28 protein-coding genes and 4 tRNA genes are annotated in these 25349 nt (G+C 52.9%); all 32 read right to left on the reverse strand.

What is annotated here, in order from left to right; translation table 11 throughout:
* Window positions 1-10: 10 nt before the first annotated feature.
* Window positions 11-316: a 30S ribosomal protein S14 gene (rpsN, locus tag QGM61_RS12850; protein WP_237134957.1), complete on the reverse strand. Its 306-nt coding sequence runs from the start codon at window positions 314-316 to the stop codon at window positions 11-13.
* A 2-nt stretch (window positions 317-318) separates the two neighbouring features.
* A complete protein-coding gene (gene rplE / locus QGM61_RS12855; RefSeq protein ID WP_237134958.1) occupies window positions 319-888 on the reverse strand; it encodes a 50S ribosomal protein L5 in 570 nt (189 codons plus the stop codon).
* Window positions 889-908: 20 nt separating this feature from the next.
* A complete protein-coding gene (gene rplX, locus QGM61_RS12860) occupies window positions 909-1220 on the reverse strand; it encodes a 50S ribosomal protein L24 (protein WP_237134959.1) in 312 nt (103 codons plus the stop codon).
* Window positions 1221-1241: 21 nt separating this feature from the next.
* The gene (gene rplN / locus QGM61_RS12865; protein WP_237134960.1) at window positions 1242-1610 is read right to left on the reverse strand and encodes a 50S ribosomal protein L14; all 369 of its coding nucleotides are present in this window, start codon (window positions 1608-1610) and stop codon (window positions 1242-1244) included.
* 76 nt (window positions 1611-1686) lie between these two features.
* Window positions 1687-1965, reverse strand: a complete 279-nt coding sequence (rpsQ, locus tag QGM61_RS12870; protein WP_237134961.1) for a 30S ribosomal protein S17 — start codon at window positions 1963-1965, stop codon at window positions 1687-1689.
* Between the two features lie 2 nt (window positions 1966-1967).
* A complete protein-coding gene (gene rpmC, locus QGM61_RS12875; RefSeq protein WP_237135008.1) occupies window positions 1968-2165 on the reverse strand; it encodes a 50S ribosomal protein L29 in 198 nt (65 codons plus the stop codon).
* The gene (rplP, locus tag QGM61_RS12880; RefSeq protein WP_237134962.1) at window positions 2165-2578 is read right to left on the reverse strand and encodes a 50S ribosomal protein L16; all 414 of its coding nucleotides are present in this window, start codon (window positions 2576-2578) and stop codon (window positions 2165-2167) included. Before rplP ends, rpmC begins: the two co-directional genes overlap by 1 nt.
* Before the next feature lie 13 nt (window positions 2579-2591).
* Window positions 2592-3260, reverse strand: a complete 669-nt coding sequence (gene rpsC, locus QGM61_RS12885; RefSeq protein ID WP_237134963.1) for a 30S ribosomal protein S3 — start codon at window positions 3258-3260, stop codon at window positions 2592-2594.
* A 9-nt stretch (window positions 3261-3269) separates the two neighbouring features.
* Window positions 3270-3602, reverse strand: coding sequence for a 50S ribosomal protein L22 (gene rplV, locus QGM61_RS12890; RefSeq protein WP_237134964.1), 333 nt, complete (start codon window positions 3600-3602; stop codon window positions 3270-3272).
* 17 nt (window positions 3603-3619) lie between these two features.
* The gene (gene rpsS / locus QGM61_RS12895; RefSeq protein ID WP_237134965.1) at window positions 3620-3895 is read right to left on the reverse strand and encodes a 30S ribosomal protein S19; all 276 of its coding nucleotides are present in this window, start codon (window positions 3893-3895) and stop codon (window positions 3620-3622) included.
* A 24-nt stretch (window positions 3896-3919) separates the two neighbouring features.
* Entirely contained in the window at window positions 3920-4750 is an 831-nt protein-coding gene (gene rplB / locus QGM61_RS12900; protein ID WP_237134966.1) for a 50S ribosomal protein L2, read from the reverse strand.
* 15 nt (window positions 4751-4765) lie between these two features.
* A complete protein-coding gene (gene rplW, locus QGM61_RS12905; protein WP_237134967.1) occupies window positions 4766-5065 on the reverse strand; it encodes a 50S ribosomal protein L23 in 300 nt (99 codons plus the stop codon).
* Window positions 5062-5682 (reverse strand): 50S ribosomal protein L4, encoded by a 621-nt coding sequence (gene rplD, locus QGM61_RS12910; protein ID WP_237135009.1) that lies wholly within the window; start codon window positions 5680-5682, stop codon window positions 5062-5064. The genes rplW and rplD overlap by 4 nt, the downstream gene beginning before the upstream one ends.
* Window positions 5683-5688: 6 nt before the next feature.
* A complete protein-coding gene (rplC, locus tag QGM61_RS12915) occupies window positions 5689-6342 on the reverse strand; it encodes a 50S ribosomal protein L3 (protein ID WP_237134968.1) in 654 nt (217 codons plus the stop codon).
* 191 nt (window positions 6343-6533) lie between these two features.
* On the reverse strand, window positions 6534-6845 hold the full coding sequence (gene rpsJ, locus QGM61_RS12920; protein WP_237134969.1) for a 30S ribosomal protein S10: 312 nt from the start codon (window positions 6843-6845) through the stop codon (window positions 6534-6536).
* Between the two features lie 221 nt (window positions 6846-7066).
* On the reverse strand, window positions 7067-8263 hold the full coding sequence (tuf, locus tag QGM61_RS12925; protein WP_237134970.1) for an elongation factor Tu: 1197 nt from the start codon (window positions 8261-8263) through the stop codon (window positions 7067-7069).
* Between the two features lie 38 nt (window positions 8264-8301).
* Window positions 8302-10398, reverse strand: coding sequence for an elongation factor G (gene fusA / locus QGM61_RS12930; protein ID WP_237134971.1), 2097 nt, complete (start codon window positions 10396-10398; stop codon window positions 8302-8304).
* Between the two features lie 41 nt (window positions 10399-10439).
* The gene (gene rpsG, locus QGM61_RS12935; protein ID WP_237134972.1) at window positions 10440-10910 is read right to left on the reverse strand and encodes a 30S ribosomal protein S7; all 471 of its coding nucleotides are present in this window, start codon (window positions 10908-10910) and stop codon (window positions 10440-10442) included.
* Between the two features lie 88 nt (window positions 10911-10998).
* Entirely contained in the window at window positions 10999-11373 is a 375-nt protein-coding gene (gene rpsL / locus QGM61_RS12940; RefSeq protein ID WP_058022520.1) for a 30S ribosomal protein S12, read from the reverse strand.
* A gap of 173 nt (window positions 11374-11546) precedes the next feature.
* Window positions 11547-15773: a DNA-directed RNA polymerase subunit beta' gene (gene rpoC, locus QGM61_RS12945; RefSeq protein WP_237134973.1), complete on the reverse strand. Its 4227-nt coding sequence runs from the start codon at window positions 15771-15773 to the stop codon at window positions 11547-11549.
* 54 nt (window positions 15774-15827) lie between these two features.
* Window positions 15828-19913 carry a DNA-directed RNA polymerase subunit beta gene (gene rpoB, locus QGM61_RS12950; protein WP_281133209.1) on the reverse strand — a complete coding sequence of 1362 codons (4086 nt, stop codon included), beginning with the start codon at window positions 19911-19913 and terminating at the stop codon, window positions 15828-15830.
* A gap of 194 nt (window positions 19914-20107) precedes the next feature.
* Window positions 20108-20488 carry a 50S ribosomal protein L7/L12 gene (rplL, locus tag QGM61_RS12955; protein ID WP_237134975.1) on the reverse strand — a complete coding sequence of 127 codons (381 nt, stop codon included), beginning with the start codon at window positions 20486-20488 and terminating at the stop codon, window positions 20108-20110.
* A gap of 52 nt (window positions 20489-20540) precedes the next feature.
* Window positions 20541-21068, reverse strand: a complete 528-nt coding sequence (gene rplJ, locus QGM61_RS12960; protein ID WP_237134976.1) for a 50S ribosomal protein L10 — start codon at window positions 21066-21068, stop codon at window positions 20541-20543.
* Between the two features lie 256 nt (window positions 21069-21324).
* Entirely contained in the window at window positions 21325-22020 is a 696-nt protein-coding gene (rplA, locus tag QGM61_RS12965; protein WP_237134977.1) for a 50S ribosomal protein L1, read from the reverse strand.
* A 3-nt stretch (window positions 22021-22023) separates the two neighbouring features.
* Window positions 22024-22458, reverse strand: a complete 435-nt coding sequence (rplK, locus tag QGM61_RS12970) for a 50S ribosomal protein L11 (RefSeq protein WP_237134978.1) — start codon at window positions 22456-22458, stop codon at window positions 22024-22026.
* Between the two features lie 103 nt (window positions 22459-22561).
* The gene (nusG, locus tag QGM61_RS12975; RefSeq protein ID WP_237134979.1) at window positions 22562-23095 is read right to left on the reverse strand and encodes a transcription termination/antitermination protein NusG; all 534 of its coding nucleotides are present in this window, start codon (window positions 23093-23095) and stop codon (window positions 22562-22564) included.
* A gap of 14 nt (window positions 23096-23109) precedes the next feature.
* Window positions 23110-23478, reverse strand: coding sequence for a preprotein translocase subunit SecE (gene secE, locus QGM61_RS12980; RefSeq protein ID WP_237134980.1), 369 nt, complete (start codon window positions 23476-23478; stop codon window positions 23110-23112).
* A 27-nt stretch (window positions 23479-23505) separates the two neighbouring features.
* Window positions 23506-23581: transfer RNA gene (locus QGM61_RS12985), tRNA-Trp, on the reverse strand.
* Between the two features lie 81 nt (window positions 23582-23662).
* On the reverse strand, window positions 23663-24859 hold the full coding sequence (gene tuf, locus QGM61_RS12990) for an elongation factor Tu (protein ID WP_237134970.1): 1197 nt from the start codon (window positions 24857-24859) through the stop codon (window positions 23663-23665).
* Between the two features lie 116 nt (window positions 24860-24975).
* Window positions 24976-25051: transfer RNA gene (locus tag QGM61_RS12995), tRNA-Thr, on the reverse strand.
* Window positions 25052-25083: 32 nt separating this feature from the next.
* Window positions 25084-25157, reverse strand: a tRNA-Gly gene (locus tag QGM61_RS13000).
* An 84-nt stretch (window positions 25158-25241) separates the two neighbouring features.
* Window positions 25242-25325, reverse strand: a tRNA-Tyr gene (locus QGM61_RS13005).
* Window positions 25326-25349: the final 24 nt, after the last annotated feature.

Consider the following 25349-nt stretch of genomic DNA (forward strand, 5'->3'; position numbering starts at 1 on the left):
ATTTCTCCGCTTACCAGCTTGCCTTGGTCAGTCCCGGCACATCACCACGCATCGCTGCTTCACGCAGCTTGTGACGACAAATACCAAATTTACGATATACACCGTGGGGACGACCGGTGATACGGCAACGCTTCTGTTGACGAACAGGGCTTGCATCGCGTGGCTGCTTCTGCAGCTGGATCTGCGCCTGCCACTTATCATCTTCGCTGGCATTCACATCAGCGATGATTGCTTTCAGGGCAGCTCGCTTGGCAGCAAACTTGGCAACTGTGCGCGTACGTTTTTCTTCACGTGCAACCATTGAGGTCTTGGCCATCTTTACGACTCCTTGGCGGCAGCTTTGCCGGTCAATGCTTTAAATGGGAAGCGCATCGCCGTCAGCAGGGCGCGTCCTTCTTCGTCGTTCTGTGCAGTAGTGGTGATGGTAATATCCAGACCACGCAGCTTGTCGACTTTGTCGTATTCAATTTCCGGGAAGATGATCTGTTCAGTCACACCCATAGCGTAATTGCCACGACCATCAAATGCCTTCGGGTTCAGACCACGGAAGTCACGAATACGTGGAATCGCGATGTCAACCAGACGATCCAGGAATTCGTACATACGCTCGCCGCGCAGTGTGACTTTGGCGCCAATTGGCCAGCCAGCACGAATCTTGAATCCGGCAATGGATTTACGCGCTTTGGTGATAACCGGCTTCTGACCACTGATCATGGTCAATTCAGCGACGGCGTTATCCAGCAACTTCTTGTCGCCGACGGCCTCACCTACACCCATATTCAGTACCACTTTAGTGATACGGGGTACACGCATCGGATTGTCATACCCGAACTGTTTGGTCAGTGTGGGTACTACGTCACTTTTGTAAAATTCTTTCAACTGAGCCATGTTGGCGACCTGAGTTTCCGTTAATCAATGACTTTGTTAGTGGACTTGAAAATCCGCTTTTTCTTTCCATCTTCAACCTGAAAGCCGACGCGGTCAGCTTTGTTGGTCTCCGGATTGAAGATCGCTACATTGGAAACATCCAGCGCAGCTTCCTTCTCAACGATACCGCCTGCAATACCCGCATTGGGGTTAGGCTTGGTGTGTCGTTTTACAATATTGATACCACCGACAATCACCTTGGTTTCACCGACCAGGCGCGTCACGGTTCCCCGCTTGCCCTTGTCTTTTCCGGCGATGACGATTACTTCATCATTAGCTTTAATCTTACGCATATTCCGCGGCCTCGATATCTGTCACAGCACTTCTGGTGCCAGGGAGATGATTCGCATGAACTTTTCAGTTCGCAATTCACGCGTCACAGGCCCAAACACACGAGTACCGATAGGCGCCTGCTGGTTGTTCAACAGAATCGCGGCATTGTCATCAAACTTGATCAACGAGCCATCAGTTCTGCGAACACCTTTCTTCGTGCGAACAACGAGTGCTGAAAGCACCTGTCCCTTTTTAACTTTGCCTCGGGGAATCGCTTCTTTCACTGTCACTTTGATGACATCCCCGATGCGGGCATAACGACGATGTGAGCCACCGAGCACTTTGATACACATTACTCGCTTGGCACCACTGTTATCTGCCACATCTAAATATGACTGTACCTGAATCATCGATTCTCTCCGAACCCTTAAACTGTCGCTTTAGCAACAACGCCGACTGGCGCCAGAAACCCATTTACCGCCAGAATCAGATCTGCGTTGCACGCTCATCAATTGATACCAAAGACCAGGTCTTGGTCTTGGAGATCGGTCTGACTTCTTTAACCGTAACTCGATCACCTTCGCGACAATCATTGTTCGCATCGTGCGCATGCACTTTTGAAGAGCGAGTTATGAACTTTCCATACACCGGGTGCTTAACCCGACGCTCGATCAGCACAACAATGGACTTGTCCATCTTGGCGCTGACAACTTTGCCGGTCACAACGCGACCGGTCTGTACTGCTTCTGTTTCATTAAGCGACATAATCAGGACCCACTTTTCTGCTTTTCAGTAATGATGGTCTTAATCCGGGCAATATCCTGCTTTACTGCAGAAAGCACATGAGTCTGTGCCAGTTGTCCGGTCCGCTTCTGAATCCTGTAGTTGAACTGGTCACGATACAGGCCATTGAGCTGCTCGTTCAGCTCAGAAACTGACTTTTCTCGCAATTCGCTGGCTTTCATCACATTACCGTCCGTTTTACAAAAGTGGTTTCAAACGGCAGCTTGGCAGCAGCCAGTTGAAACGCTTCGCGCGCCAGACCTTCGTCTACGCCTTCGATCTCAAACATCACACGACCGGGCTGAATCTGGGCGACCCAGTACTCCACGCTACCCTTACCTTTACCCTGACGAACCTCGAGAGGCTTCTGGGTAATTGGCTTGTCGGGGAAAACCCGAATCCAGATTTTACCGCCACGCTTTACGTGACGAGTCATGGCACGACGGGCAGCTTCGATCTGACGCGCAGTCAGGCGGCCACGACCCAGGGCTTTCAGGCCAAACTCGCCGAAATCCACTTTGCTGCCACGATGAGACAGACCGCGGTTACGGCCCTTCATCATCTTTCTAAATTTAGTACGCTTTGGTTGTAACATCTTGGCCTATCCTCTACTTGGACGCTTTCTGGGGAGCCGCAGGGGCTTCCTTGTGGCCAAGGATCTCGCCTTTGAAAATCCAGACCTTAACGCCAATGATCCCGTAAGTTGTGCTAGCCTCTGAAGTCGCGTAGTCGATATCGGCACGCAGTGTGTGCAATGGCACACGACCTTCCCGATACCATTCTGTTCGGGCAATTTCTGCACCGCCCAGACGACCGCTGACCTGAATCTTGATACCTTCCGCACCCTGGCGCATGGCGTTCTGTACAGCGCGCTTCATGGCGCGACGGAACATGACACGTCGCTCCAGCTGCTGCGAAACACTGTCAGCAACCAGTTGCGCATCGAGGTCAGGCTTACGGATCTCTTCGATGTTGATGTGAACCGGCACGCCCATCTTGGCAATCAGAGCGGTTCTCAGCGTCTCTACATCTTCGCCTTTCTTACCAATCACGATACCTGGACGGGCAGTGTGAATAGTAATGCGGGCTGTCTGCGCCGGACGTTCGATATCAACACGTGAAACAGACGCATTGGCAAGTTGCTTGCGGATGTAATCACGCACCTGCAAATCAACCAGCAAATGCTCAGCATAATCTTTGCCTTCGGCAAACCACACTGATGTGTGCTTTTTAACTATACCAAGCCGAATTCCGGTTGGATGTACTTTCTGACCCATCCTGATCTCCTACTTATCGGCTACTTTAACGGTGATGTGACAGGTACGCTTCAGAATGCGATCAGCACGGCCTTTGGCACGTGGACGGATTCGCTTCATGGACATACCTTCGTCGACGTAGATAGTGGAGACTTTCAGCTCGTCCACATCCGCCCCTTCATTATGCTCGGCATTCGCAATCGCAGAGTTCAACACCTTCTTGATGACATCAGCACCCTTCTTTGGGCTGAAGGTCAGCAACTGAAGTGCCTCTTCGACATTCTTGCCGCGGATCTGATCGGCTACCAATCTCGCCTTCTGGGCAGAGAGCCGAGCGCCGCGCAATATTGCTACAACTTCCATCTCAATTTCCCCACTTATCAGCGCTTGGCTTTCTTGTCTGCCGCGTGACCGCGATAGTTACGCGTCAGCGCGAATTCACCCAGCTTGTGACCAACCATGTCTTCGGTCACAAAAACCGGCACATGCTGCTGTCCATTGTGCACAGCCAGCGTCAGCCCGAGCATATCTGGAGAAATCATCGAGCGTCGTGACCAGGTCTTAATAGGACGCTTGTCATTAGCATCGCGTGCTGCCTGCACTTTTTTCATTAAATGAAGGTCTATGAAGGGACCTTTTTTCAGTGAACGTGGCACTTTAATTTCCTCTGTTGTCAGGCCTTATCGGCTAGCATTTCTGCGGCGGACGATCATATTGGTCGTGCGCTTGTTAGTTCTGGTCTTGTAGCCCTTGGTCGGCTTACCCCATGGCGTCACAGGGTGACGGCCACCGGAGGTACGACCTTCACCACCACCGTGCGGGTGATCAACCGGGTTCATGGCCACACCACGCACCGTCGGTCGAATACCACGCCAGCGTTTGGCACCGGCTTTACCCAGGGAGCGCAGGCTGTGCTCAGAGTTGGAAACCTCTCCCAGCGTTGCGCGACAATCGGCCAGCACTTTGCGCATCTCACCAGACTTCAGACGCAGCGTGACGTGATTACCTTCTTTAGCCACCAGCTGCACTGAGCCGCCAGCGCTTCGCGCGATCTGAGCGCCTTTACCCGGCTTCAGCTCAACGCAGTGAACGGTGCTACCCAGCGGGATGTTGCGCAGCGGCAGACAGTTACCTGTCTTGATCGGCGCCTCATCACCTGAGACCAGCGTGTCGCCAGCAGAAATCTTGGCCGGCGCAATAATGTAACGGCGCTCGCCATCGGCGTAGAGCAGCAACGCAATGTTGGCCGTACGGTTGGGGTCATACTCCAGACGCTCAACCTTGGCTACGATGCCGTCTTTATCACGACGGAAATCGATAATTCGGTACTTTTGCTTGTGACCACCGCCCGCATGACGACGAGTGATGCGTCCAGCATTGTTTCGACCACCAGTCTTTGACTTGGTCGCCACCAAACCAGCGTAAGGCTCACCCTTGTGCAAATCAGGGTTTACGATTTTTACGACGAACCTGCGCCCTGGCGAGGTGGGTTTACATTTAACAACTGCCATAACCGCGACCCTTTCTTACGCCATCTCCGCAAAGTCAATTTCCTGACCCTGCGCCAGCTTCACGTAAGCCTTTTTCCAGTTTGATTTTTGTCTCAGCTTGCCACGCGCAGTACGCTTGGTCTTGCCCTTGACGTTGAGTACCTGCAGATCTTCCACTGTCACTTTGAACAGTGTTTCAATCGCTTCACGGATCTCAGGCTTGGTTGCGTCATTGGCAACACGGAACGCAACCTGGTTGTTGCGGTCTGCAATCAGCGCAGCCTTCTCAGATACGTGCGGCCCAACGATAATCGTGTAAAGTCTCTGTTGGTTCATGACAACATCTCCTCAACTTTTTTCAGCGCAGGAACAGTCATCAGCACCTTCTCGAAACCGATCAAACTGACCGGATCCAGACCTGACACATCCAATACATCAACGTGACGCAGGTTGCGAGCTGCCAGGTACAGATTTTCTGCCACTTCATCAGCAACGATCAGTACGTTATCCAGCGAAAACTCTTTCAGCTTGCTCGCCAGATCTTTGGTTTTGTGCGTATCAACGCTGAACTGCTCAACAACGACCAGACGATCCTGACGCAGCAACTCTGACAGAATGCTGCGCATTGCACCGCGGTACATTTTGCGATTCAGTTTTTTGCTGTGATCCTGGGGACGCGCAGCGAAGGTTACACCACCGGTACGCCAGATAGGGCCACGAGTGGTACCCGCACGCGCACGACCGCTACCCTTTTGACGCCATGGCTTACGACCACCACCTGCAACTTCTGAACGCGTCTTCTGCTTAACAGTACCCTGACGGGCGCCTGCCATGTAGGTCACGACCGCCTGATGCACCAGCGCTTCGTTAAATTCTTTGCCAAACGTTTCTTCTGAAACAGAAACAGTGCCTGCTCCGGCCTTTTTACCGGGCTGCGCAAGATTCAATTCCATCATTGCTTACCCCCTGGATCCGGCTGATTTGACAGAAGGACGCACTACCACGTGTGAGCCAGTAGCTCCCGGGATGGCACCTTTTACCAACAGCAGATTATTTTCGGCATCCACGCGAACGACTTCGAGAAACTGAGTCGTTACGCGCACATCACCCATGTGTCCAGCCATCTTCTTGCCTTTCCAGACACGACCAGGCGTTTGACACTGACCAATTGAACCAGGAGCACGATGAGACAGCGAGTTACCGTGAGTTGCATCCTGTGCGCGGAAATTGTGACGCTTGATGGCGCCAGCGAAGCCTTTACCTTTTGAAGTGCCGGTTACGTCTACACGCTGACCTGCTTCAAACAGAGCAACTGTCAACTCAGCACCGGGGGCGAACTCAGCCAGCTCCTGCTGACCAGCGCGGAATTCCCACAGGCCGGCACCAGCTTCTGTTCCAGCTTTCGCGAAGTGACCCGCCAAAGAGCGCGAAACGCGGGAAGCTTTGCGCTCACCCACAGTCACTTGAACGGCGCTGTAGCCATCCACTTCCTCAGTTTTCAACTGAGTAATTCTGTTTGGGCTGACCTCTACCACTGTCACTGGAACAGAATCCCCAGCTTCAGTAAATATACGGGTCATGCCGCTTTTTCGACCGACCAAACCAATCGACATTTTTTGAACCTCATCGTGTACGGGGCTTTAACCCGCTATGGCTGCTATCGCATTACACCATGTTTGCCTGGGGGCTTTTGGACCCCGCCAAGCCAGCTGTTATCAGTTGTTTCAGAGTTGAACCATTACTGAACCATTCTCGCTTCTATCTACAAACCCGGCCTAACACAAAATTCTGGATCACTCAGCCCTTACCCAAGACTGATCTGCACTTCCACACCTGCCGCCAGGTCCAGCTTCATCAACGCATCCACTGTTTTCTCTGTCGGCTCTACGATATCAAGAAGGCGCTTGTGCGTTCTGATCTCGTACTGATCGCGCGCATCTTTATTCACGTGCGGCGATATCAGAATCGTGTAGCGTTCCCTGTTCGTTGGCAGAGGGATTGGCCCTCTCACCTGCGCACCGGTTCGCTTGGCAGTATCGACAATTTCCTGAGTAGACTGATCAATCAGCCGATGATCAAAGGCCTTCAGCCGAATTCTGATACGCTGATTTTGCATCTAGTCTGCTCTCCAAACACTTTTTAAATTAAATACTTACTTTTTTTGTTACCCGGATCCCAGTTGAGGACCGGAAAAAAGGAAGCGGAATTCTAAGGCTGACACAGCCCCATGTCAAGAAAACTATTTCGTTACAGCAAATTTAGTCTTCTTTGACCCTAACACAGCGAAGCAATAAAAAGAGGCGGCCTATCGACCGCCTCTCTTATGCCTTCACCGACTTACTCGATGATTTTGGATACCACGCCAGCGCCTACAGTACGACCGCCTTCACGGATCGCAAAACGCAGACCTTCATCCATCGCAATCGGAGCAATCAGCGTTACCAGGAACTTCAGGTTGTCGCCAGGCATAACCATCTCGACACCTTCCGGCAGCTCAACCGCACCAGTCACGTCAGTCGTACGGAAGTAGAACTGCGGACGGTAGCCTTTGAAGAATGGCGTGTGACGACCACCTTCTTCCTTGCTCAGTACGTACACTTCGCCTTCAAACTTGGTGTGCGGAGTGATTGAACCCGGCTTGGCCAGTACCTGACCACGCTCAACGTCTTCACGCTTGGTACCACGCAGCAGAACACCCACGTTCTCACCTGCACGACCTTCGTCGAGCAGCTTGCGGAACATCTCAACACCCGTACAGGTAGTCTTGGTGGTGTCTTTCAGACCAACGATTTCGATCTCGTCGCCAACTTTAACGATACCGCGCTCAACACGGCCAGTAACCACCGTACCACGACCAGAGATCGAGAACACGTCTTCGATTGGCAGCAGGAAGGGCTTCTCGATGTCACGCTCAGGCTCAGGGATGTACTCGTCCAGAGTCTCAACCAGCTTCTTCACAGCTGAGGTACCCATTTCGTTGTCGTCCTGACCGTTCAGTGCCATCAGCGCAGAACCGATGATGATCGGCGTGTCGTCGCCCGGGAAATCGTAAGTGTCGAGCAACTCGCGCACTTCCATCTCAACCAGCTCCAACAGCTCCGCATCGTCAACCATGTCCGCTTTGTTCATGAACACAACGATGTAAGGAACGCCAACCTGACGGGACAGCAGGATGTGCTCACGCGTCTGCGGCATGGGGCCGTCAGCAGCTGACACTACCAGAATCGCGCCGTCCATCTGCGCCGCACCAGTGATCATGTTCTTCACATAGTCAGCGTGTCCGGGGCAGTCAACGTGTGCGTAGTGACGGTTTGGTGAGTCGTACTCAACGTGCGCAGTAGAGATGGTGATACCACGCTCTCTTTCTTCCGGCGCATTGTCGATCTGGTCGAAAGCACGCGATTCACCAGTACCCCACACATCAAAGCAAACGCGCGTCAGCGCTGCTGTCAGCGTTGTTTTACCATGGTCAACGTGACCAATTGTTCCCACGTTGACGTGTACTTTTTTACGTTCAAATTTACCCTTAGCCACAATATCACCTCGTGAAACTAGTCTATATTTTCAGAAAATCAGCCTTTGTTTTTGCTGATGATGGACTCAGCAATATTCGATGGCACCTCACCGTACTTCAGGAATTCCATGGTGTAGGTCGCACGACCCTGCGAAATGGAACGCAGGTCGGTTGCATAACCAAACATTTCTGACAGAGGCACCTCAGCATTGATCACTTTACCGCTGGAGGTGTCATCCATGCCCTGAACCATGCCACGACGACGGTTAAGGTCACCCATCACGTCACCCATGTTCTCTTCTGGAGTAACCACCTCAACTTTCATGATTGGTTCCAGCAGCGCCGGATCAGCCATCAGAGCGCCTTTCTTGAGCGCCATGGAGCCAGCGATTTTGAACGCCATTTCACTGGAGTCAACGTCGTGGTAAGAGCCATCATAGACTGTGACTTTCATGGCCAGCAGCGGATATCCCGCCAAACAGCCATTTTTCATCTGTTCCTGAACGCCTTTATCAACGGCAGGGATGTATTCACGGGGAATCGCACCACCCACAATCTCGTTCACAAACTGGTACTCTTCGTCTGCCGGCAGCGGCTCGATGCGCAACCAACAGTGACCAAACTGACCGCGACCACCGGACTGCTTGACGTGCTTACCTTCCACTTCAACTGCCTTGCGGATGGTTTCACGGTAAGCCACCTGCGGCTTGCCGATATTGGCCTCTACGCCGAATTCACGACGCATACGGTCAACCAGAACGTCCAGGTGCAACTCACCCATACCGGAAATAATGGTCTGGCCTGACTCTTCATCTGTCTCAACACGGAACGATGGATCTTCCTGAGCCAGCTTGCCCAGAGCAATACCCATCTTTTCCTGGTCAGCCTTGGTCTTGGGCTCAACAGCAACCGAGATTACAGGATCAGGGAAGTCCATCTTTTCCAGAACGACGATACGGCTTGGATCACACAGCGTTTCACCCGTGGTAACGTCTTTCAGACCGATGGCAGCAGCGATGTCGCCGGCCATTACTTCTTTGATCTCGTCGCGGTTGTTGGCGCGCATCTGCACCATACGACCGACACGCTCTTTCTTCATCTTCACCGAGTTGTAGACAGAGTCGCCAGAATTGAGCTTGCCTGAGTAAACACGGAAGAAGGTCAGCGTACCCACAAACGGGTCTGTGGCAATCTTGAACGCCAGGGCCGCAAATGGCTCATCATCACTGGATTCACAGCGGATAACAGAACCATCTTCCAGCGTACCTTCGATGTCCTTCACTTCTGTTGGTGACGGCAGGTATTCAACTACCGCGTCCAGAACAGCCTGAACACCCTTGTTCTTGAATGCGGAACCACAGAAGGTTGGAACAATTTCGTTGGCCAGCGTACGAATACGGATACCAGCCTTGATTTCCTCTTCAGTCAGCTCACCGCCTTCCAGGTACTTGTTCATCAGCTCTTCGTTGGCTTCGGCAGCTGCCTCGACCATGTATTCGCGCCACTCTTCAGACTCAGCCTGCATGTCAGCAGGAATGTCTTCGTAAGCCACGGTCACACCCTGGTCAGCTTCGCTCCAGACGATGCTCTTCATCTTCACCAGGTCAATAACACCCTTGAAGTTGTCTTCAGCACCGATGGCCAGTTGCATGGGCACAGGAATGGCACCCAGACGGTTCTTGACCTGCTTGACCACTTTCAGGAAGTCAGCGCCGGCACGGTCCATCTTGTTAACAAAGATCAGACGCGGCACTTCGTAGCGGTTTGCCTGGCGCCATACAGTTTCTGTCTGCGGCTGCACACCTGAAGAACCACACAGTACCACGACAGCACCATCCAGCACTCGCAGTGAACGCTCAACCTCAATGGTGAAGTCCACGTGTCCGGGCGTGTCGATGATGTTGACACGGTGTTCATCGAACTGCTGACTCATACCACGCCAGAATGTCGTCACGGCAGCAGAGGTAATGGTGATACCACGCTCCTGCTCCTGCTCCATCCAGTCCATGGTGGCAGCGCCGTCGTGTACTTCACCAATTTTGTGGTTCATACCTGTGTAGAACAGGACTCGCTCGGTCGTAGTTGTTTTACCAGCATCTACGTGAGCACAGATACCGATATTTCTGTAACGGCTCAATGGGGTTCTTCTGGCCACAATCGCACCTATATGCTTAAAAAATTGAATTTAATGATTTATCAGAAACGGTAGTGCGAGAACGCCTTGTTGGCTTCAGCCATACGGTGCACATCTTCACGCTTCTTGACCGCGCTGCCGCGGCCCTGAGATGCGTCAGAAATCTCACCGGCCAGACGCAATGCCATGGACTTCTCGCCACGCTTGCGTGCATGCTCAACCAACCAACGCATTGCCAAAGCGGTACGACGCTCTGCGCGCACTTCAACTGGAACCTGATAGGTTGCACCACCCACCCTGCGAGACTTCACCTCAACCATCGGTGCAATTTGCTCAAGGGCTTTTTCAAAGGTTTCCAGCGGATCACCACCGCCATTTTTGGTCACTGTATCCAGTGCACCATAGACAATCTTCTCGGCAACTGACTTTTTGCCGTCTTCCATCACGTGGTTCATGAACTTGGCCAGCACCTTGCTGCCATATTTGGCATCAGGCAGGATTTCACGTTTTGCTGCCACTCTTCTTCTGGGCATAACTCACCTCACTATTCAGGTAAATCCACGATTCACACCCGTCACCGACGAATGTCACGCGGCCTTACTGGAAAAATTTATTTGAAAATTAAGACTTTGGACGCTTAGCACCGTACTTGGAGCGACCCTGACGACGTGCTGATACGCCTGATGTATCCAGGCTGCCGCGCACTGTGTGATAACGCACACCCGGAAGGTCTTTTACACGACCACCACGGATCAGGATCACAGAGTGCTCCTGCAGGTTGTGACCTTCACCGCCGATGTAGGAGGTGACTTCATAACCGTTAGTCAAACGCACACGACATACTTTACGCAGTGCTGAGTTTGGCTTCTTTGGTGTAGTTGTGTAGACGCGGGTGCACACGCCACGTTTTTGCGGGCAACCTTGCAGAGCGGGCACGTCACTCTTGGCGACTTTGCTCTGTCTTGGTTTACGAACCAACTGGTTGATAGTTGCCATTCATTACTCCTGAACTAGTCATTTAAATACTTGTACTCCGGCGTGCAGCCGATTACTGCGATTCCGTGGAACCACAGACAAAAGACCACTCACCAGAGTAAAGGATGCGAGAGTTTAAAGACCTCGCATCCTCTAGTCAACTGAATTAGGCGCTACAGTCGGGTTTCCCCGGTTTAGCCACCTGTTTTCAGCGCTTCCGTCAACGCTGCTTCAACTTCGCTGGCGGTAACACCTGAACCCTCTTCCTGGGCTCGTGATGCCGCTGCCTGTTGACGCCGCGATTCGTGGTAGGCCAGACCAGTACCTGCTGGTATCAGTCGACCAACCACCACGTTCTCTTTCAAGCCACGCAGGTGATCGCGCTTGCCTGTTACGGCAGCCTCGGTCAATACACGCGTGGTTTCCTGGAAGGATGCCGCCGAGATGAACGACTCGGTCGCCAGCGACGCCTTGGTGATACCCAGCAACTGACGCTGATAACGCGCCTCAATCTTGCCAGCTTCACGCAGCCTGTCGTTTTCTTCCAACACTTGCGTGATCGTGACCTGCTCGCCACGAATCAGCGAAGAGTCACCAGCATCGGTGATCTCAACCTTACGCAACATCTGACGCACAATTACTTCGATATGTTTGTCGTTGATGCGCACGCCCTGCAGTCGGTAGACTTCCTGCACCTCGTTGACGATGTATTCGGCCAGGGCCTGAACACCTTTCAGACGCAGGATGTCGTGCGGAGAGGGCGGGCCGTCTGAAACAACTTCACCCTTCTCGATGAACTCGCCTTCGAACACTGTCATGGCACGCCATTTCGGAATCAGCGTCTCATAGTGAGTGCTGCCATCTGGCAGGCTCTCGCCTTCTTTTGGCGTGATGACCAGACGACGCTTGCCTTTGGTTTCCTTACCGAAGGTAACCGTACCTGAAATCTCTGCCAGAATAGCCGGTTCTTTCGGCTTGCGGGCTTCAAACAGGTCGGCAACACGAGGCAGACCACCGGTGATGTCACGAGTTTTCGAACCTTCCTGCGGAATACGGGCAATAACGTCACCAACCGACAGATCAACGCTATCCTGAACAGCGATGATCGCATGTGCCGGCAGGAAGTAGACTGCGGGCATATTCGTGCCAGGCAGTGGCAGTTCCTTGCCTTTCTCATCCAGCAGTGTGATCGCCGGACGCAGCTCTTTGGCTGCCGACGGCCGCTCTGCCGGATCCATAACGGTCAGGCTGGACAAGCCTGTGATTTCGTCTGTCTGGCGACGGACAGTCAGGCCTTCTTCCATATTGGTAAAGGCAACACGACCTTTTACCTCGGTAATGATCGGGTGCGTGTGCGGATCCCAGGTAGCCACAACCTGACCAGCTTCAACCTTGCGATCCTCTTTCAGCGTAATCACGGCACCGTAAGGCAGCTTGTATTTCTCCCGCTCACGACCTGCTTCGTCATTCACGATCAGCTCGCCAGAACGCGAAACCACAACCAGGCCACCGTTGGCATTGGTCACTGTCTTCATGTTGTGCAGGTGGACTGTACCCGTGGTACGAACCTGCACGTTATCAGCAGCGGTTGCACGCGATGCCGCACCACCGATGTGGAACGTACGCATCGTCAGCTGTGTACCAGGCTCACCGATGGACTGTGCCGCGATGACACCAATAGCCTCACCCACGTTTGCCAGGTGACCACGCGCCAGATCTCGGCCGTAGCACTGACGACAGATACCGAATCGCGTATCACAGGTTATCGCAGAGCGGACATGTACTTCGTCGATACCCATGGTTTCCAGACGCTCAACCATTTTCTCGTCAAGCATCGTGCCAGCATCAACCAGCACTTCACCAGTATCCTGATGCACAACATCACTGATCAGAACACGACCCAGCACTCGCTCACCCAGCGCGGCAATAATATCGCCACCCTCGATGATTGGACGCATCAACAGGCCTTCCTGTGTGCCACAGTCTTCCTCTGTGATCACCAGATCCTGGGAAATATCAACCAGACGGCGAGTCAGGTAACCGGAGTTCGCTGTCTTCAATGCCGTATCTGCCAGACCTTTACGCGCACCGTGCGTTGAGGTGAAGTACTGCACAACGCTGAGACCTTCACGGAAGTTCGCCGTGATTGGCGTCTCAATGATGGAGCCATCAGGACGTGCCATCAGACCACGCATACCTGCGAGCTGACGAATCTGGGCGGGCGAACCCCGTGCACCAGAGTCAGCATAAATATAGACGGAGTTGAATGACTCCTGGCGCTCTTCCTTGCCTTCTTTATTGATCACTGGCTCGGTAGAGAGACCTTCCATCATGGCCTTGGCAACCAGGTCGTTGGCGCGGGACCAGATGTCGATCACCTTGTTGTACTTCTCACCCTGTGTCACCAGACCAGAGGCGTACTGGTTTTCGATCTCTTCTACTTCGGATTCAGCCTGACCAATGATCTTGGCTTTGGCTTCCGGGATAACGAAGTCGTTAACACCAATGGACGAACCAGAGACGGTTGAATACTTGTAACCGGTGTACATCAACTGGTCAGCAAAGATAACCGTTTCTTTCAGGCCAACGTTTCGATAACAGGCGTTGAGGATGCCGGAAATCTGCTTCTTGGTCATCTTCTGATTGACCATTGCAAATGGCAGACCAGACGGAACAATTGAGTACAGCAGGACGCGACCGACAGTTGTGTCGACGATGCGACGCACTTTCTCGGTCTCACCCGCTTCGTTAAGCTCGTAGTCCGACAGACGCACCTTGATGCGCGCCTGCAGATGCGCCTGACCAGTATCGTAAGCGCGCTTAACTTCTGCCGCATCAGCGAACACCATGCCTTCACCTTTGGCATTGATTCGCTCACGCGTCATGTAATACAGGCCCAGTACAACGTCCTGCGATGGAACGATGATCGGCTCACCGTTGGCAGGCGCCAGGATGTTGTTGGTCGACATCATCAGTGTACGCGCTTCGAGCTGGGCTTCCAGTGTCAGCGGCACGTGAACAGCCATCTGGTCACCGTCGAAGTCGGCGTTATAGGCCGCGCAGACAAGCGGGTGCAGCTGGATGGCCTTGCCTTCAATCAGGACCGGCTCGAAAGCCTGGATACCAAGGCGGTGCAGCGTGGGCGCCCGGTTCAGAAGAACTGGGTGCTCGCGAATCACTTCAGCCAGGATATCCCATACTTCCGGAGTTTCGCGCTCCACCATTTTCTTGGCGGCCTTGATGGTCGTAGCCAGACCACGACGCTCCAGCTTGCCAAAGATGAATGGCTTGAACAGCTCCAGCGCCATCTTCTTGGGCAGACCACACTGGTGCAGTTTAAGGGTCGGACCTACCACGATCACCGAACGACCGGAGTAGTCGACTCGCTTACCCAGCAGGTTCTGACGGAAACGACCCTGCTTACCTTTGATCATGTCGGCCAGTGACTTGAGCGGACGCTTGTTGGTGCCGGTAATGGCACGACCGCGACGACCGTTGTCCAGCAGCGCATCTACAGCTTCCTGCAGCATACGCTTCTCGTTGCGCACGATGATGTCAGGTGCGTTGAGATCAAGCAGGCGCTTCAGACGGTTGTTACGGTTAATTACGCGACGGTACAGATCGTTGAGATCGGAAGTAGCGAAACGGCCGCCATCCAGCGGTACCAGCGGACGCAGGTCCGGTGGCAGCACAGGCAATACGGTCAGGACCATCCATTCCGGCTTGTTGCCAGAGTCAGCAAATGCCTCCAGCAGCTTGAGCCGCTTGGAAAGCTTCTTCAACTTTGTCTCAGAGTTAGTCGCGGGAATCTCTTCGCGCAGACGGTTGATCTCTTCGGGCAGGTCCAGGTCGCGCATCAGTTGCTGAATAGCCTCAGCACCCATCTTGGCGTCGAATTCATCACTGAATTCTTCCATGGCTTCATAGTACTGCTCATCGGTCAGCAGCTGGCCTTTCTCCAGAGTCGTCATGCCCGGATCGGTAACAACGAATGACTCGAAATAGAGAATGCGTTCGATATCACGCAGCGTCATATCCAGCAACAAACCAATACGCGACGGCAGTGATTTCAGGAACCAGATGTGAGCGACTGGACTGGCCAGTTCGATATGGCCCATGCGCTCACGACGGACCTTTGACAGCGCCACTTCAACGCCACACTTCTCACAGATAACGCCACGGTGCTTCAGGCGCTTGTATTTGCCACACAGACACTCGTAGTCCTTGACCGGACCAAAAATCTTCGCACAAAACAGACCATCACGTTCAGGTTTGAAAGTACGGTAATTAATGGTTTCCGGCTTCTTCACTTCGCCAAACGACCAGGCGCGGATCATCTCCGGCGAGGCCAGGCCAATACGGATAGCGTCAAACTCGTCTGATTGTGACTGTGACTTCAATAATCCCAGCAAGTCTTTCATTCTACTTTCCTCCGCCAGCTGTCATGCAGCTGGCATCACAATATCGGCGATTCGTTATTTACCGGAAACTTCCAGATCCATATCAATACCCAAAGACCGGATCTCTTTCAGAAGCACGTTAAACGATTCAGGCATACCTGGCTCCATACGATGGTCGCCGTCCACGATGTTCTTGTACATCTTGGTTCGACCAGCGACGTCGTCCGACTTGACTGTCAGCATCTCCTGCAGCGTATAGGCCGCGCCGTATGCTTCCAGCGCCCACACTTCCATCTCACCGAAGCGCTGACCACCGAACTGGGCTTTACCACCCAGCGGCTGCTGCGTAACAAGACTGTAAGAACCAGTAGAACGCGCGTGCATCTTGTCGTCGACCAGGTGGTTCAACTTCAGCATGTACATGATGCCGACTGTGACCTTACGATCGAAAGCATCACCGGTACGCCCGTCATACAGTGTGACCTGGCCACTTTCGTCCATCCCGGCCAGCTTCAGCATTTGCTTGATCTCTGTCTCATTGGCACCGTCGAACACAGGCGTCGCCATCGGCACACCCTTTTTCAGGTTGCTTGCCAGATCCAGAATCTCATCATCGGTCAACTCGTCCAGTGACTCTTTCTTGTTGCCGACAGAGTTATAGATCTCATCCAGCAATTTGCGCACTTCAGCAACCTTGCGCTTTTCCTGCAACATCGTGTCGATACGCGCACCCAGGCCTTTGGAAGCCGCACCCAGGTGGGTTTCCAGGATCTGACCTACGTTCATTCGCGATGGTACACCCAGTGGGTTCAGGACCACGTCAACCGGGTTGCCACTTTCATCAAAAGGCATGTCTTCAACCGGCATGATAGCGGAGATAACACCCTTGTTACCGTGACGTCCCGCAAGTTTGTCGCCTGGCTGAATGCGGCGCTTGATGGCCAGATACACTTTGACGATCTTCAGCACGCCCGGCGCCAGGTCATCACCCTGCACCAGCTTTCGCTTCTTGTCTTCAAAACGCTCATCCAGATCATCGCGACGACGCTTCAGCTGTGTCTCAGCCAGCTCCAGCTGCTTGTTGAGCTCTTCATCAACCAGACGCAGCTTAAACCAGTCGTCAGCACCCAGACCATCCAGGTACTCTTCAGTCAGTTCTGCGCCCTTTTTCAGACCAGGACCGCCGGCAACTTTCTTGCCCAGGAAGGCCTGCTTGAGACGGTAGAACGTTGCGCCCTGAACGATACGGAATTCGTCGTTGATATCCTTACGTACTTTATCGAGCTGCGACTTTTCGATCTCTTTGGCACGCTGGTCTTTCTCCAGACCGTCACGTGTGAATACCTGCACATCGATAACGGTGCCTTTTACACTGGAAGGCACACGCAGCGAGGTGTCTTTCACATCAGACGCTTTCTCACCGAAAATCGCACGCAGCAGTTTTTCTTCCGGAGTCAGCTGTGTTTCACCCTTTGGTGTAACCTTACCAACCAGAATGTCACCGGCACCAACTTCAGCACCAATGTAAACAATACCCGCGTCATCCAGTTTGCCGAGGGCACCCTCACCAACGTTTGGAATATCCGACGTGATTTCTTCGGCGCCCAGTTTGGTATCACGCGCCACACAGGTCAGCTCCTGGATGTGGATGGTTGTCAGTCGATCTTCGCTGACAACACGCTCGGATATAAGAATCGAGTCTTCGAAGTTATAACCGTTCCAGGGCATGAACGCGATGCGCATGTTCTGACCCAGTGCCAACTCGCCCAGATCAACCGATGGGCCGTCAGCCAGGATATCTCCGCGGCTGATTCGATCACCCTCTTTCACCAGGGGCCGCTGTGTAATACAGGTGTTCTGGTTGGAGCGGGTGTACTTGGTCAGGTTGTAGATATCCACACCAGCTTCACCAGCCTGTGTTTCATCATCGTTCACACGCACAATAATGCGAGATGCATCGACGCTCTCGATTCTGCCACCGTGATCAGCCACCACACACACGCCAGAGTCTCCTGCGACGTTGCGCTCCAGACCGGTACCAATAAGCGGCGGTTCCGCGCGCAATGTTGGTACCGCCTGACGCTGCATGTTGGAACCCATCAATGCACGGTTGGCGTCGTCGTGTTCAAGGAACGGAATCAACGCCGCAGCCACGGACACCATCTGCTGAGGTGCCACGTCCATGTAGTTGATCTGTTCCTTCGGCATCAAGGTTGTCTCACCGGCGTAACGCACGGTCACCAGGTTGTCGACAAAACGGTTTTCTGCGTCCAGTGTCGCACTCGCCTGTGCAATCACGTACTGACCTTCGTCAATCGCAGACAGGTAATCGATTTCGTTGGTTACCTTGCCGTCGATAATGCGACGATACGGGCTTTCCAGGAAACCGTAATCGTTGGTGCGAGCGTACGTCGCCATGGAGTTGATCAGACCAATGTTCGGACCTTCAGGCGTCTCAATCGGGCAAACACGTCCATAGTGAGTCGGGTGTACGTCACGAACCTCGAAGCCTGCTCGCTCACGAGTCAGACCACCCGGTCCGAGAGCAGAAACACGACGCTTGTGAGTCACTTCTGACAGCGGGTTGTTCTGATCCATGAACTGAGACAGCTGGCTGGAACCAAAGAATTCTTTGATAGCTGCTGCCACCGGCTTGGCGTTGATCATGTCCTGAGGCATCAGGCCTTCGGAATCGGCCATGCTCAGACGTTCTTTGACAGCGCGCTCTACACGGACCAGACCTACACGGAACTGGTTCTCAGCCATTTCACCAACAGAACGGATACGTCGGTTGCCAAGGTGGTCGATATCATCCACGGTTCCAAAGCCGTTGCGGATGCCTACCAGCGTCTTGAGAACATCAACGATGTCATCAACGCTCAGAACTCCTTCGCCGGTTGTTTCCTCACGGCCGAGACGACGATTGAACTTCATACGACCAACAGCCGACAGGTCGTAACGCTCCTGTGAGAAGAACAGGTTGCCGAACAGGTTTTCAGCCGAGTCTTTGGTCGGTGGCTCGCCAGGACGCATCATGCGGTAGATTTCCACAAGCGCATCAAGACGTGATGTTGTGCTGTCGATTCGCAGCGTTTCAGAGACGAACGGACCACAGTCCAGGTCGTTCGTGTAAATTGTTTCGAAACTGTCAACGCCGGCCGCGATCATAGCGTCCAGCATTTCCGGAGTAACCAGCGAGTTACACTCAAACAGGATCTCGCCTGTTTCCGGGTTGACTATATCTTTTGCCAGCGACTGGCCACTGGCGAACTCAGCGCTGACCTGCAGCTCCTGAAGCTTGGCTTTTTCCATCTGACGAATATGGCGCGCGGTGATACGACGGCCCGATTCGACGATGACTTCTCCCTTCTTGTCTTTGACATCGAAGTTCAATACTTCACCGCGAAGACGTGACGGAACCAGCTCGAGCATCAGCTCTTCGACCGATTTGCCCACACGGTAGCTGTTGTTCTCGAAGAACATGGAGAGAATCTGTTCTGCGGTGAAATCCAGCGCGCGCAGCAACACTGTGGCTGGCAGTTTGCGACGACGGTCGATTCGTACGTATACCAGGTCCTTCGGGTCAAACTCGAAATCCAGCCAGGAGCCGCGATACGGAATAATCCGCGCGGAGTACAGCAGCTTGCCCGAGCTGTGGGTCTTGCCACGATCGTGGTCGAAGAACACACCGGGAGAACGATGCAGCTGAGACACAACAACACGCTCAGTACCGTTGATGACGAAGGTACCGCTGTCGGTCATCAGGGGAATCTCACCCATGTAGACTTCTTGCTCTTTGATGTCCTTGATTGCCTGTGTAGTTGATTCCTTATCGTAAAGGATCAACCGGACACGCACGCGAAGGGACGCGGAATATGTGGTGCCACGCAGCTGACATTCCTTGACGTCAAACACTGGCTTACCCAATTCATAGCTGACAAACTCCAGGATGGCTTTTCCGGAGTAGCTGACAATGGGGAACACGGACTTGAACGCCGCCTGCAGACCAACATCCTGACGTACATCAGGGGCTAGGCCGGCTTGGGTAAACTGCCTGTAGGAGTCAATCTGGGTTGACAAGAGATATGGAATATCCATCGCAGTCGGCAACTTACTGAAGTCTTTGCGGATACGCTTCTTCTCTGTATACGAATAGGCCATTATGTTTTCCTAGCAAGTATGTCTGTTGATATCCGGAAAGTGGCGCTGGAGATGCCCGGATATACCCCACTATCATAGGATTCGATCAGAATCCGTTTTGCACTAAATTATGCCTGCCTTATAAACATTGAATACCGACAGGGGGTTTTACCCCTGTCGGTATACAATTTTACTGCCTGACTTGAACAGAAGGATTACTTCAGTTCAACCGTAGCACCAGCTTCTTCCAGCTGCTTCTTCGCATCTTCTGCTTCAGCTTTGCTGGCAGCTTCTTTAACAGTTGAAGGCGCGCCGTCAACCAGGTCTTTAGCTTCTTTCAGGCCCAGACCAGTGATGCCACGAACAACCTTGATGACGTTTACTTTCTTGTCACCAGCAGCTTTCAGTACGATGTCAAATTCAGTCTTTTCTTCTTCTGCAGCAGCAGCATCGCCACCAGCAGCAGGTGCAGCAACAGCAACCGCTGCAGCAGCAGAAACACCGAATTTTTCTTCCATCGCGCTAACCAGTTCTACAACGTCCATTACAGACATTTCGGCGATTGCATTCAGAATATCGTCTTTAGACAGAGCCATGACTCTTATCTCCTAATAAAAAATGAATAAATAAACCGTTTCGATCTCAGAGTTATGCTGCTTGCTTCTGGTCACGTACCGCAGCAACTGCGCGCGTAACCTTGGTCGGAACCTCATTGAAGGTTTGAACAAGCTTGGTAACCGGGGCCAGCATGACACTCATCAGCATGGACACTGCCTGATCGTAAGTCGGCAGTTTAGCCAGAGCATCAATTTGGTCGGCACCCAACAACTTGCCACCGACAGACAAAGCCTTGACCTCAAACTTCTCGTTCTCTTTGGCGAAGTCCTTCAGCACGCGAGCCGCGGCGCCTGGATCTTCCATTGAAAACGCAAGAATGGTCGGACCTGTCAGCACTTCGCGGATGCACTCATACTGAGTACCATCTACAGCACGCTTGAGCAGTGTGTTACGTACAACACGCAGATACACACCCTCTTCGCGCGCCTTTTTGCGCAGTGAAGTCAGGCTCGACACAGTGACACCGCGATAATCGGCGAGCACTGCAGACAAAGCATTGTTAGCAGCTTCATTGACTTCCGAGACGATTTGCTTTTTGTCTTCAAGCCTAATAGCCACTAGCTTTACTCCTGATAGGGACTGCCATAGACAGCCCTTGTTGTTTTGCTCCCACTCAACCTGATGGAAAAGTGGGCCTTTAACTGGTGGAATGCTCCGGCGGGCCGGAACGGGTTTCACCATCTGCGTAGGACATTAAGTCACCCCGTACTGCAGCTGACACCTACGGTCTTTGACAGCTCTGGTGCAGGACATGCCCGCACCAAAACCCCAAAGTCTGTAGCGGCAACAGATCTGCTGCCGCGAATCTCAATACTTATACTTTCAGGGCTGCGTGATCGATCAGGACGCCAGGGCCCATTGTCGATGACAGCACAACTTTCTGAATATAAACGCCCTTTGAAGAGGCAGGCTTTGCTTTTTTCAGATCAGCCAGCAATGCTTCCAGGTTACCCTGGATGGCATCCGCTTCGAATCCGATCTTGCCGATGGCACCGTGGATAATGCCCTTCTTGTCAGTTCGGTATCGAACCTGACCAGACTTGGCATTTTTGACTGCGCCGGCAACGTCTGCCGTCACTGTGCCAACCTTTGGGTTTGGCATCAAGCCACGCGGACCCAGCACCTGACCCAACTTACCTACCACGCGCATTGCGTCCGGCGTTGCAATCACTACGTCGAAGTCAAGGTTGCCAGCAGCGATGCTGTCAGCCAGATCATCAAAACCGACGATGTCTGCACCAGCGTCTTTTGCCTTGGTAGCATTTTCACCCTGAGCGAACACGGCAACTCGGACAGTTTTGCCGCTACCGTTTGGCAGCAGTGTTGAGCCACGGACTACCTGATCGGATTTACGCGGATCAACGCCCAGATTAACAGAGACGTCAATGGACTCTTTGAATTTTGGTGATGCAAACTCGTTCAGAAGCGCGATAGCTTCTTCAATGGAATAAGCACGGGTACGATCAATCTTGTCAGCAATAGCCTGCTGTTTTTTGGTCAGTTTAGCCATGATTTATTCCACTCCTTCCACGTCGATACCAGAACTTCTGGCAGTACCAGCCAGTGTGCGAACAGCTGCATCCATATCGGCTGCTGTGAGATCTGGCATTTTGATGGCAGCGATCTCTTCCAGCTGAGCACGTGTCACTTTTGCCACTTTTTCAGTGTTAGGACGCGAGCTTCCTTTTGGAATATTCAATGCCTTGCGCAGCAGAACAGATGCTGGAGGAGTTTTAGTAATAAAGGTGAAACTACGATCCGCGTATACTGTAATCACAACAGGAATTGGCAGACCTGCTTCCATGCCCTGAGTCTGGGCATTGAAGGCCTTACAGAATTCCATGATGTTAACACCATGCTGACCGAGCGCAGGACCAACGGGCGGGCTTGGGTTTGCCTTGCCAGCGCCAACCTGCAATTTGATGTATGCAGTGACTTTCTTTGCCATAGTACTTCTCCTGTGGGTTCGAGCGTTGCCGACAGCATAAAGCAGCCAGAAACTCCCCTGTTATCCGTCGGAATTGGCGGCCCGACGGGGTTTTAAAAATCAGTTAGCTTTTTTCGACCTGGCTGAACTCTAGCTCAACCGGCGTGGAGCGACCGAAAATCAACACCGCCACACGCAGTCGATTCTTTTCGTAATTCACTTCTTCGACGGTGCCAGTAAAGTCATTAAATGGACCATCAATGACACGAACCATTTCACCCGGCTCGTAAATAATCTTGTGACGCGGCTTGTCCTGCCCCTCTTCAAGGCGCTGAAGAATTCGGTTGGCTTCACGGGTCGTGATCGGCGCAGGCCGATCAGCCTTACCACCAATAAAGCCAAGCACTCTTGGAGTCTCTTTCACCAGGTGCCAGGTATCATCGTTGAGCTCCATCTCCACCAGAACGTATCCCGGGAAGAACTTTCGCTCACTCTTGCGCTTTTGACCGGCGCGCATTTCCAGTACTTCTTCTGTTGGGACGAGCACTTCGCCAAACAGGTCTTCCATTCCGGAACGGGTAATGCGCTCTTTGAGGGCTTGCATCACCCGCTTCTCGTAGCCGGAGTAGGCATGAACCACATACCAATTCTTTGCCATCTGATATCTCCTGACTATCCAATGATACGCGAGATGATCGCACCCAGCGCTGTATCCAGCAGCCACAACACCAGCGCAACAATAAACACCACCACCAGCACGATCAGCGTGGTTTGCGTTGTTTCCTGCCGAGTTGGCCAGACCACCTTGCGAATTTCGGTGCGCGCTTCGATACACAGATTAAGGAATGCACTGCCTTTGACCGTTTGAGCTGCAATCCAACCTGCCAGCACAGCCAGGACGAGCAGTCCAACCACCCGCAATACCAGAGATTCAGCAGCGAAGTATGCATTGGCATACACGCCACCGGCGACGATAACTGCAACGGCAATCCACTTCAGCAAATCCTGCTTCGGTGCCTGCGTAGTAGACTTGTCAGACATAACTATTTGTCTCAGCGCTGCCATAAATGGCAGGCCAGGAGGGAATCGAACCCCCAACCTGCGGTTTTGGAGACCGCCGCTCTGCCAATTGAGCTACTGGCCTATACTTTTTCAAGATGCACAAGCCGAAACCCCCAGCAGGCGTTTCGGCTTGCACCATTTCTCAGATTTTCCGGCGACCGACTTACTCGATGATTTTGGATACCACGCCAGCGCCTACAGTACGACCGCCTTCACGGATCGCAAAACGCAGACCTTCATCCATCGCAATCGGAGCAATCAGCGTTACCAAGAACTTCAGGTTGTCGCCAGGCATAACCATCTCGACACCTTCCGGCAGCTCAACCGCACCAGTCACGTCAGTCGTACGGAAGTAGAACTGCGGACGATAGCCTTTGAAGAATGGCGTGTGACGACCACCTTCTTCCTTGCTCAGTACGTACACTTCGCCTTCAAACTTGGTGTGCGGAGTGATTGAACCAGGCTTGGCCAGTACCTGACCACGCTCAACGTCTTCACGCTTGGTACCACGCAGCAGAACACCCACGTTCTCACCTGCACGACCTTCGTCGAGCAGCTTGCGGAACATCTCAACACCCGTACAGGTAGTCTTGGTGGTGTCTTTCAGACCAACGATTTCGATCTCGTCGCCCACTTTAACGATACCGCGCTCAACACGGCCAGTAACCACCGTACCACGACCAGAGATCGAGAACACGTCTTCGATTGGCAGCAGGAAGGGCTTCTCGATGTCACGCTCAGGCTCAGGGATGTACTCGTCCAGAGTCTCAACCAGCTTCTTCACAGCTGAGGTACCCATTTCGTTGTCGTCCTGACCGTTCAGTGCCATCAGCGCAGAACCGATGATGATCGGCGTGTCGTCGCCCGGGAAATCGTAAGTGTCGAGCAACTCGCGCACTTCCATCTCAACCAGCTCCAACAGCTCCGCATCGTCAACCATGTCCGCTTTGTTCATGAACACAACGATGTAAGGAACGCCAACCTGACGGGACAGCAAGATGTGCTCACGCGTCTGCGGCATGGGGCCGTCAGCAGCTGACACTACCAGAATCGCGCCGTCCATCTGCGCCGCACCAGTGATCATGTTCTTCACATAGTCAGCGTGTCCGGGGCAGTCAACGTGTGCGTAGTGACGGTTTGGTGAGTCGTACTCAACGTGCGCAGTAGAGATGGTGATACCACGCTCTCTTTCTTCCGGCGCATTGTCGATCTGGTCGAAAGCACGCGATTCACCAGTACCCCACACATCAAAGCAAACGCGCGTCAGCGCTGCTGTCAGCGTTGTTTTACCATGGTCAACGTGACCAATTGTTCCCACGTTGACGTGTACTTTTTTACGCTCAAATTTACCCTTAGCCATTGTGACCGCCTCTTTTCTTTACCAAGCATGCCTGAAAATGACCCATACCGCTGCAGAGGATCATCAAATAAAAAAATTTCGGCACATACATCGCGCCGGCACATTACTACAAAATCTGGTGCTCACAACCAGAGTCGAACTGGTGACCTCTTCATTACCAATGAAGTGCTCTACCGCCTGAGCTATGCGAGCAAAATTCTCAGCCAGAGACCGAGCCCCTGCATTGGAGCGGGTAGCGGGAATCGAACCCGCATATCCAGCTTGGAAGGCTGGTGTTCTACCATTGAACTATACCCGCCTGTCGCCAGAATCCCAGATATCACCCCTTGCAAGGTGACTCTTCCTAACCTTTTCTATATACCTTTATATAGTGGCTATATAGTGGTGGAGGGGGGTGGATTCGAACCACCGAAGCTTTCGCGTCAGATTTACAGTCTGATCCCTTTGGCCGCTCGGGAACCCCTCCCAGAAGAGCCTGCGGGATATCTTT

Source organism: Pseudohongiella sp. SYSU M77423 (assembly GCF_029911965.1).
GTDB lineage: Bacteria > Pseudomonadota > Gammaproteobacteria > Pseudomonadales > Pseudohongiellaceae > Pseudohongiella.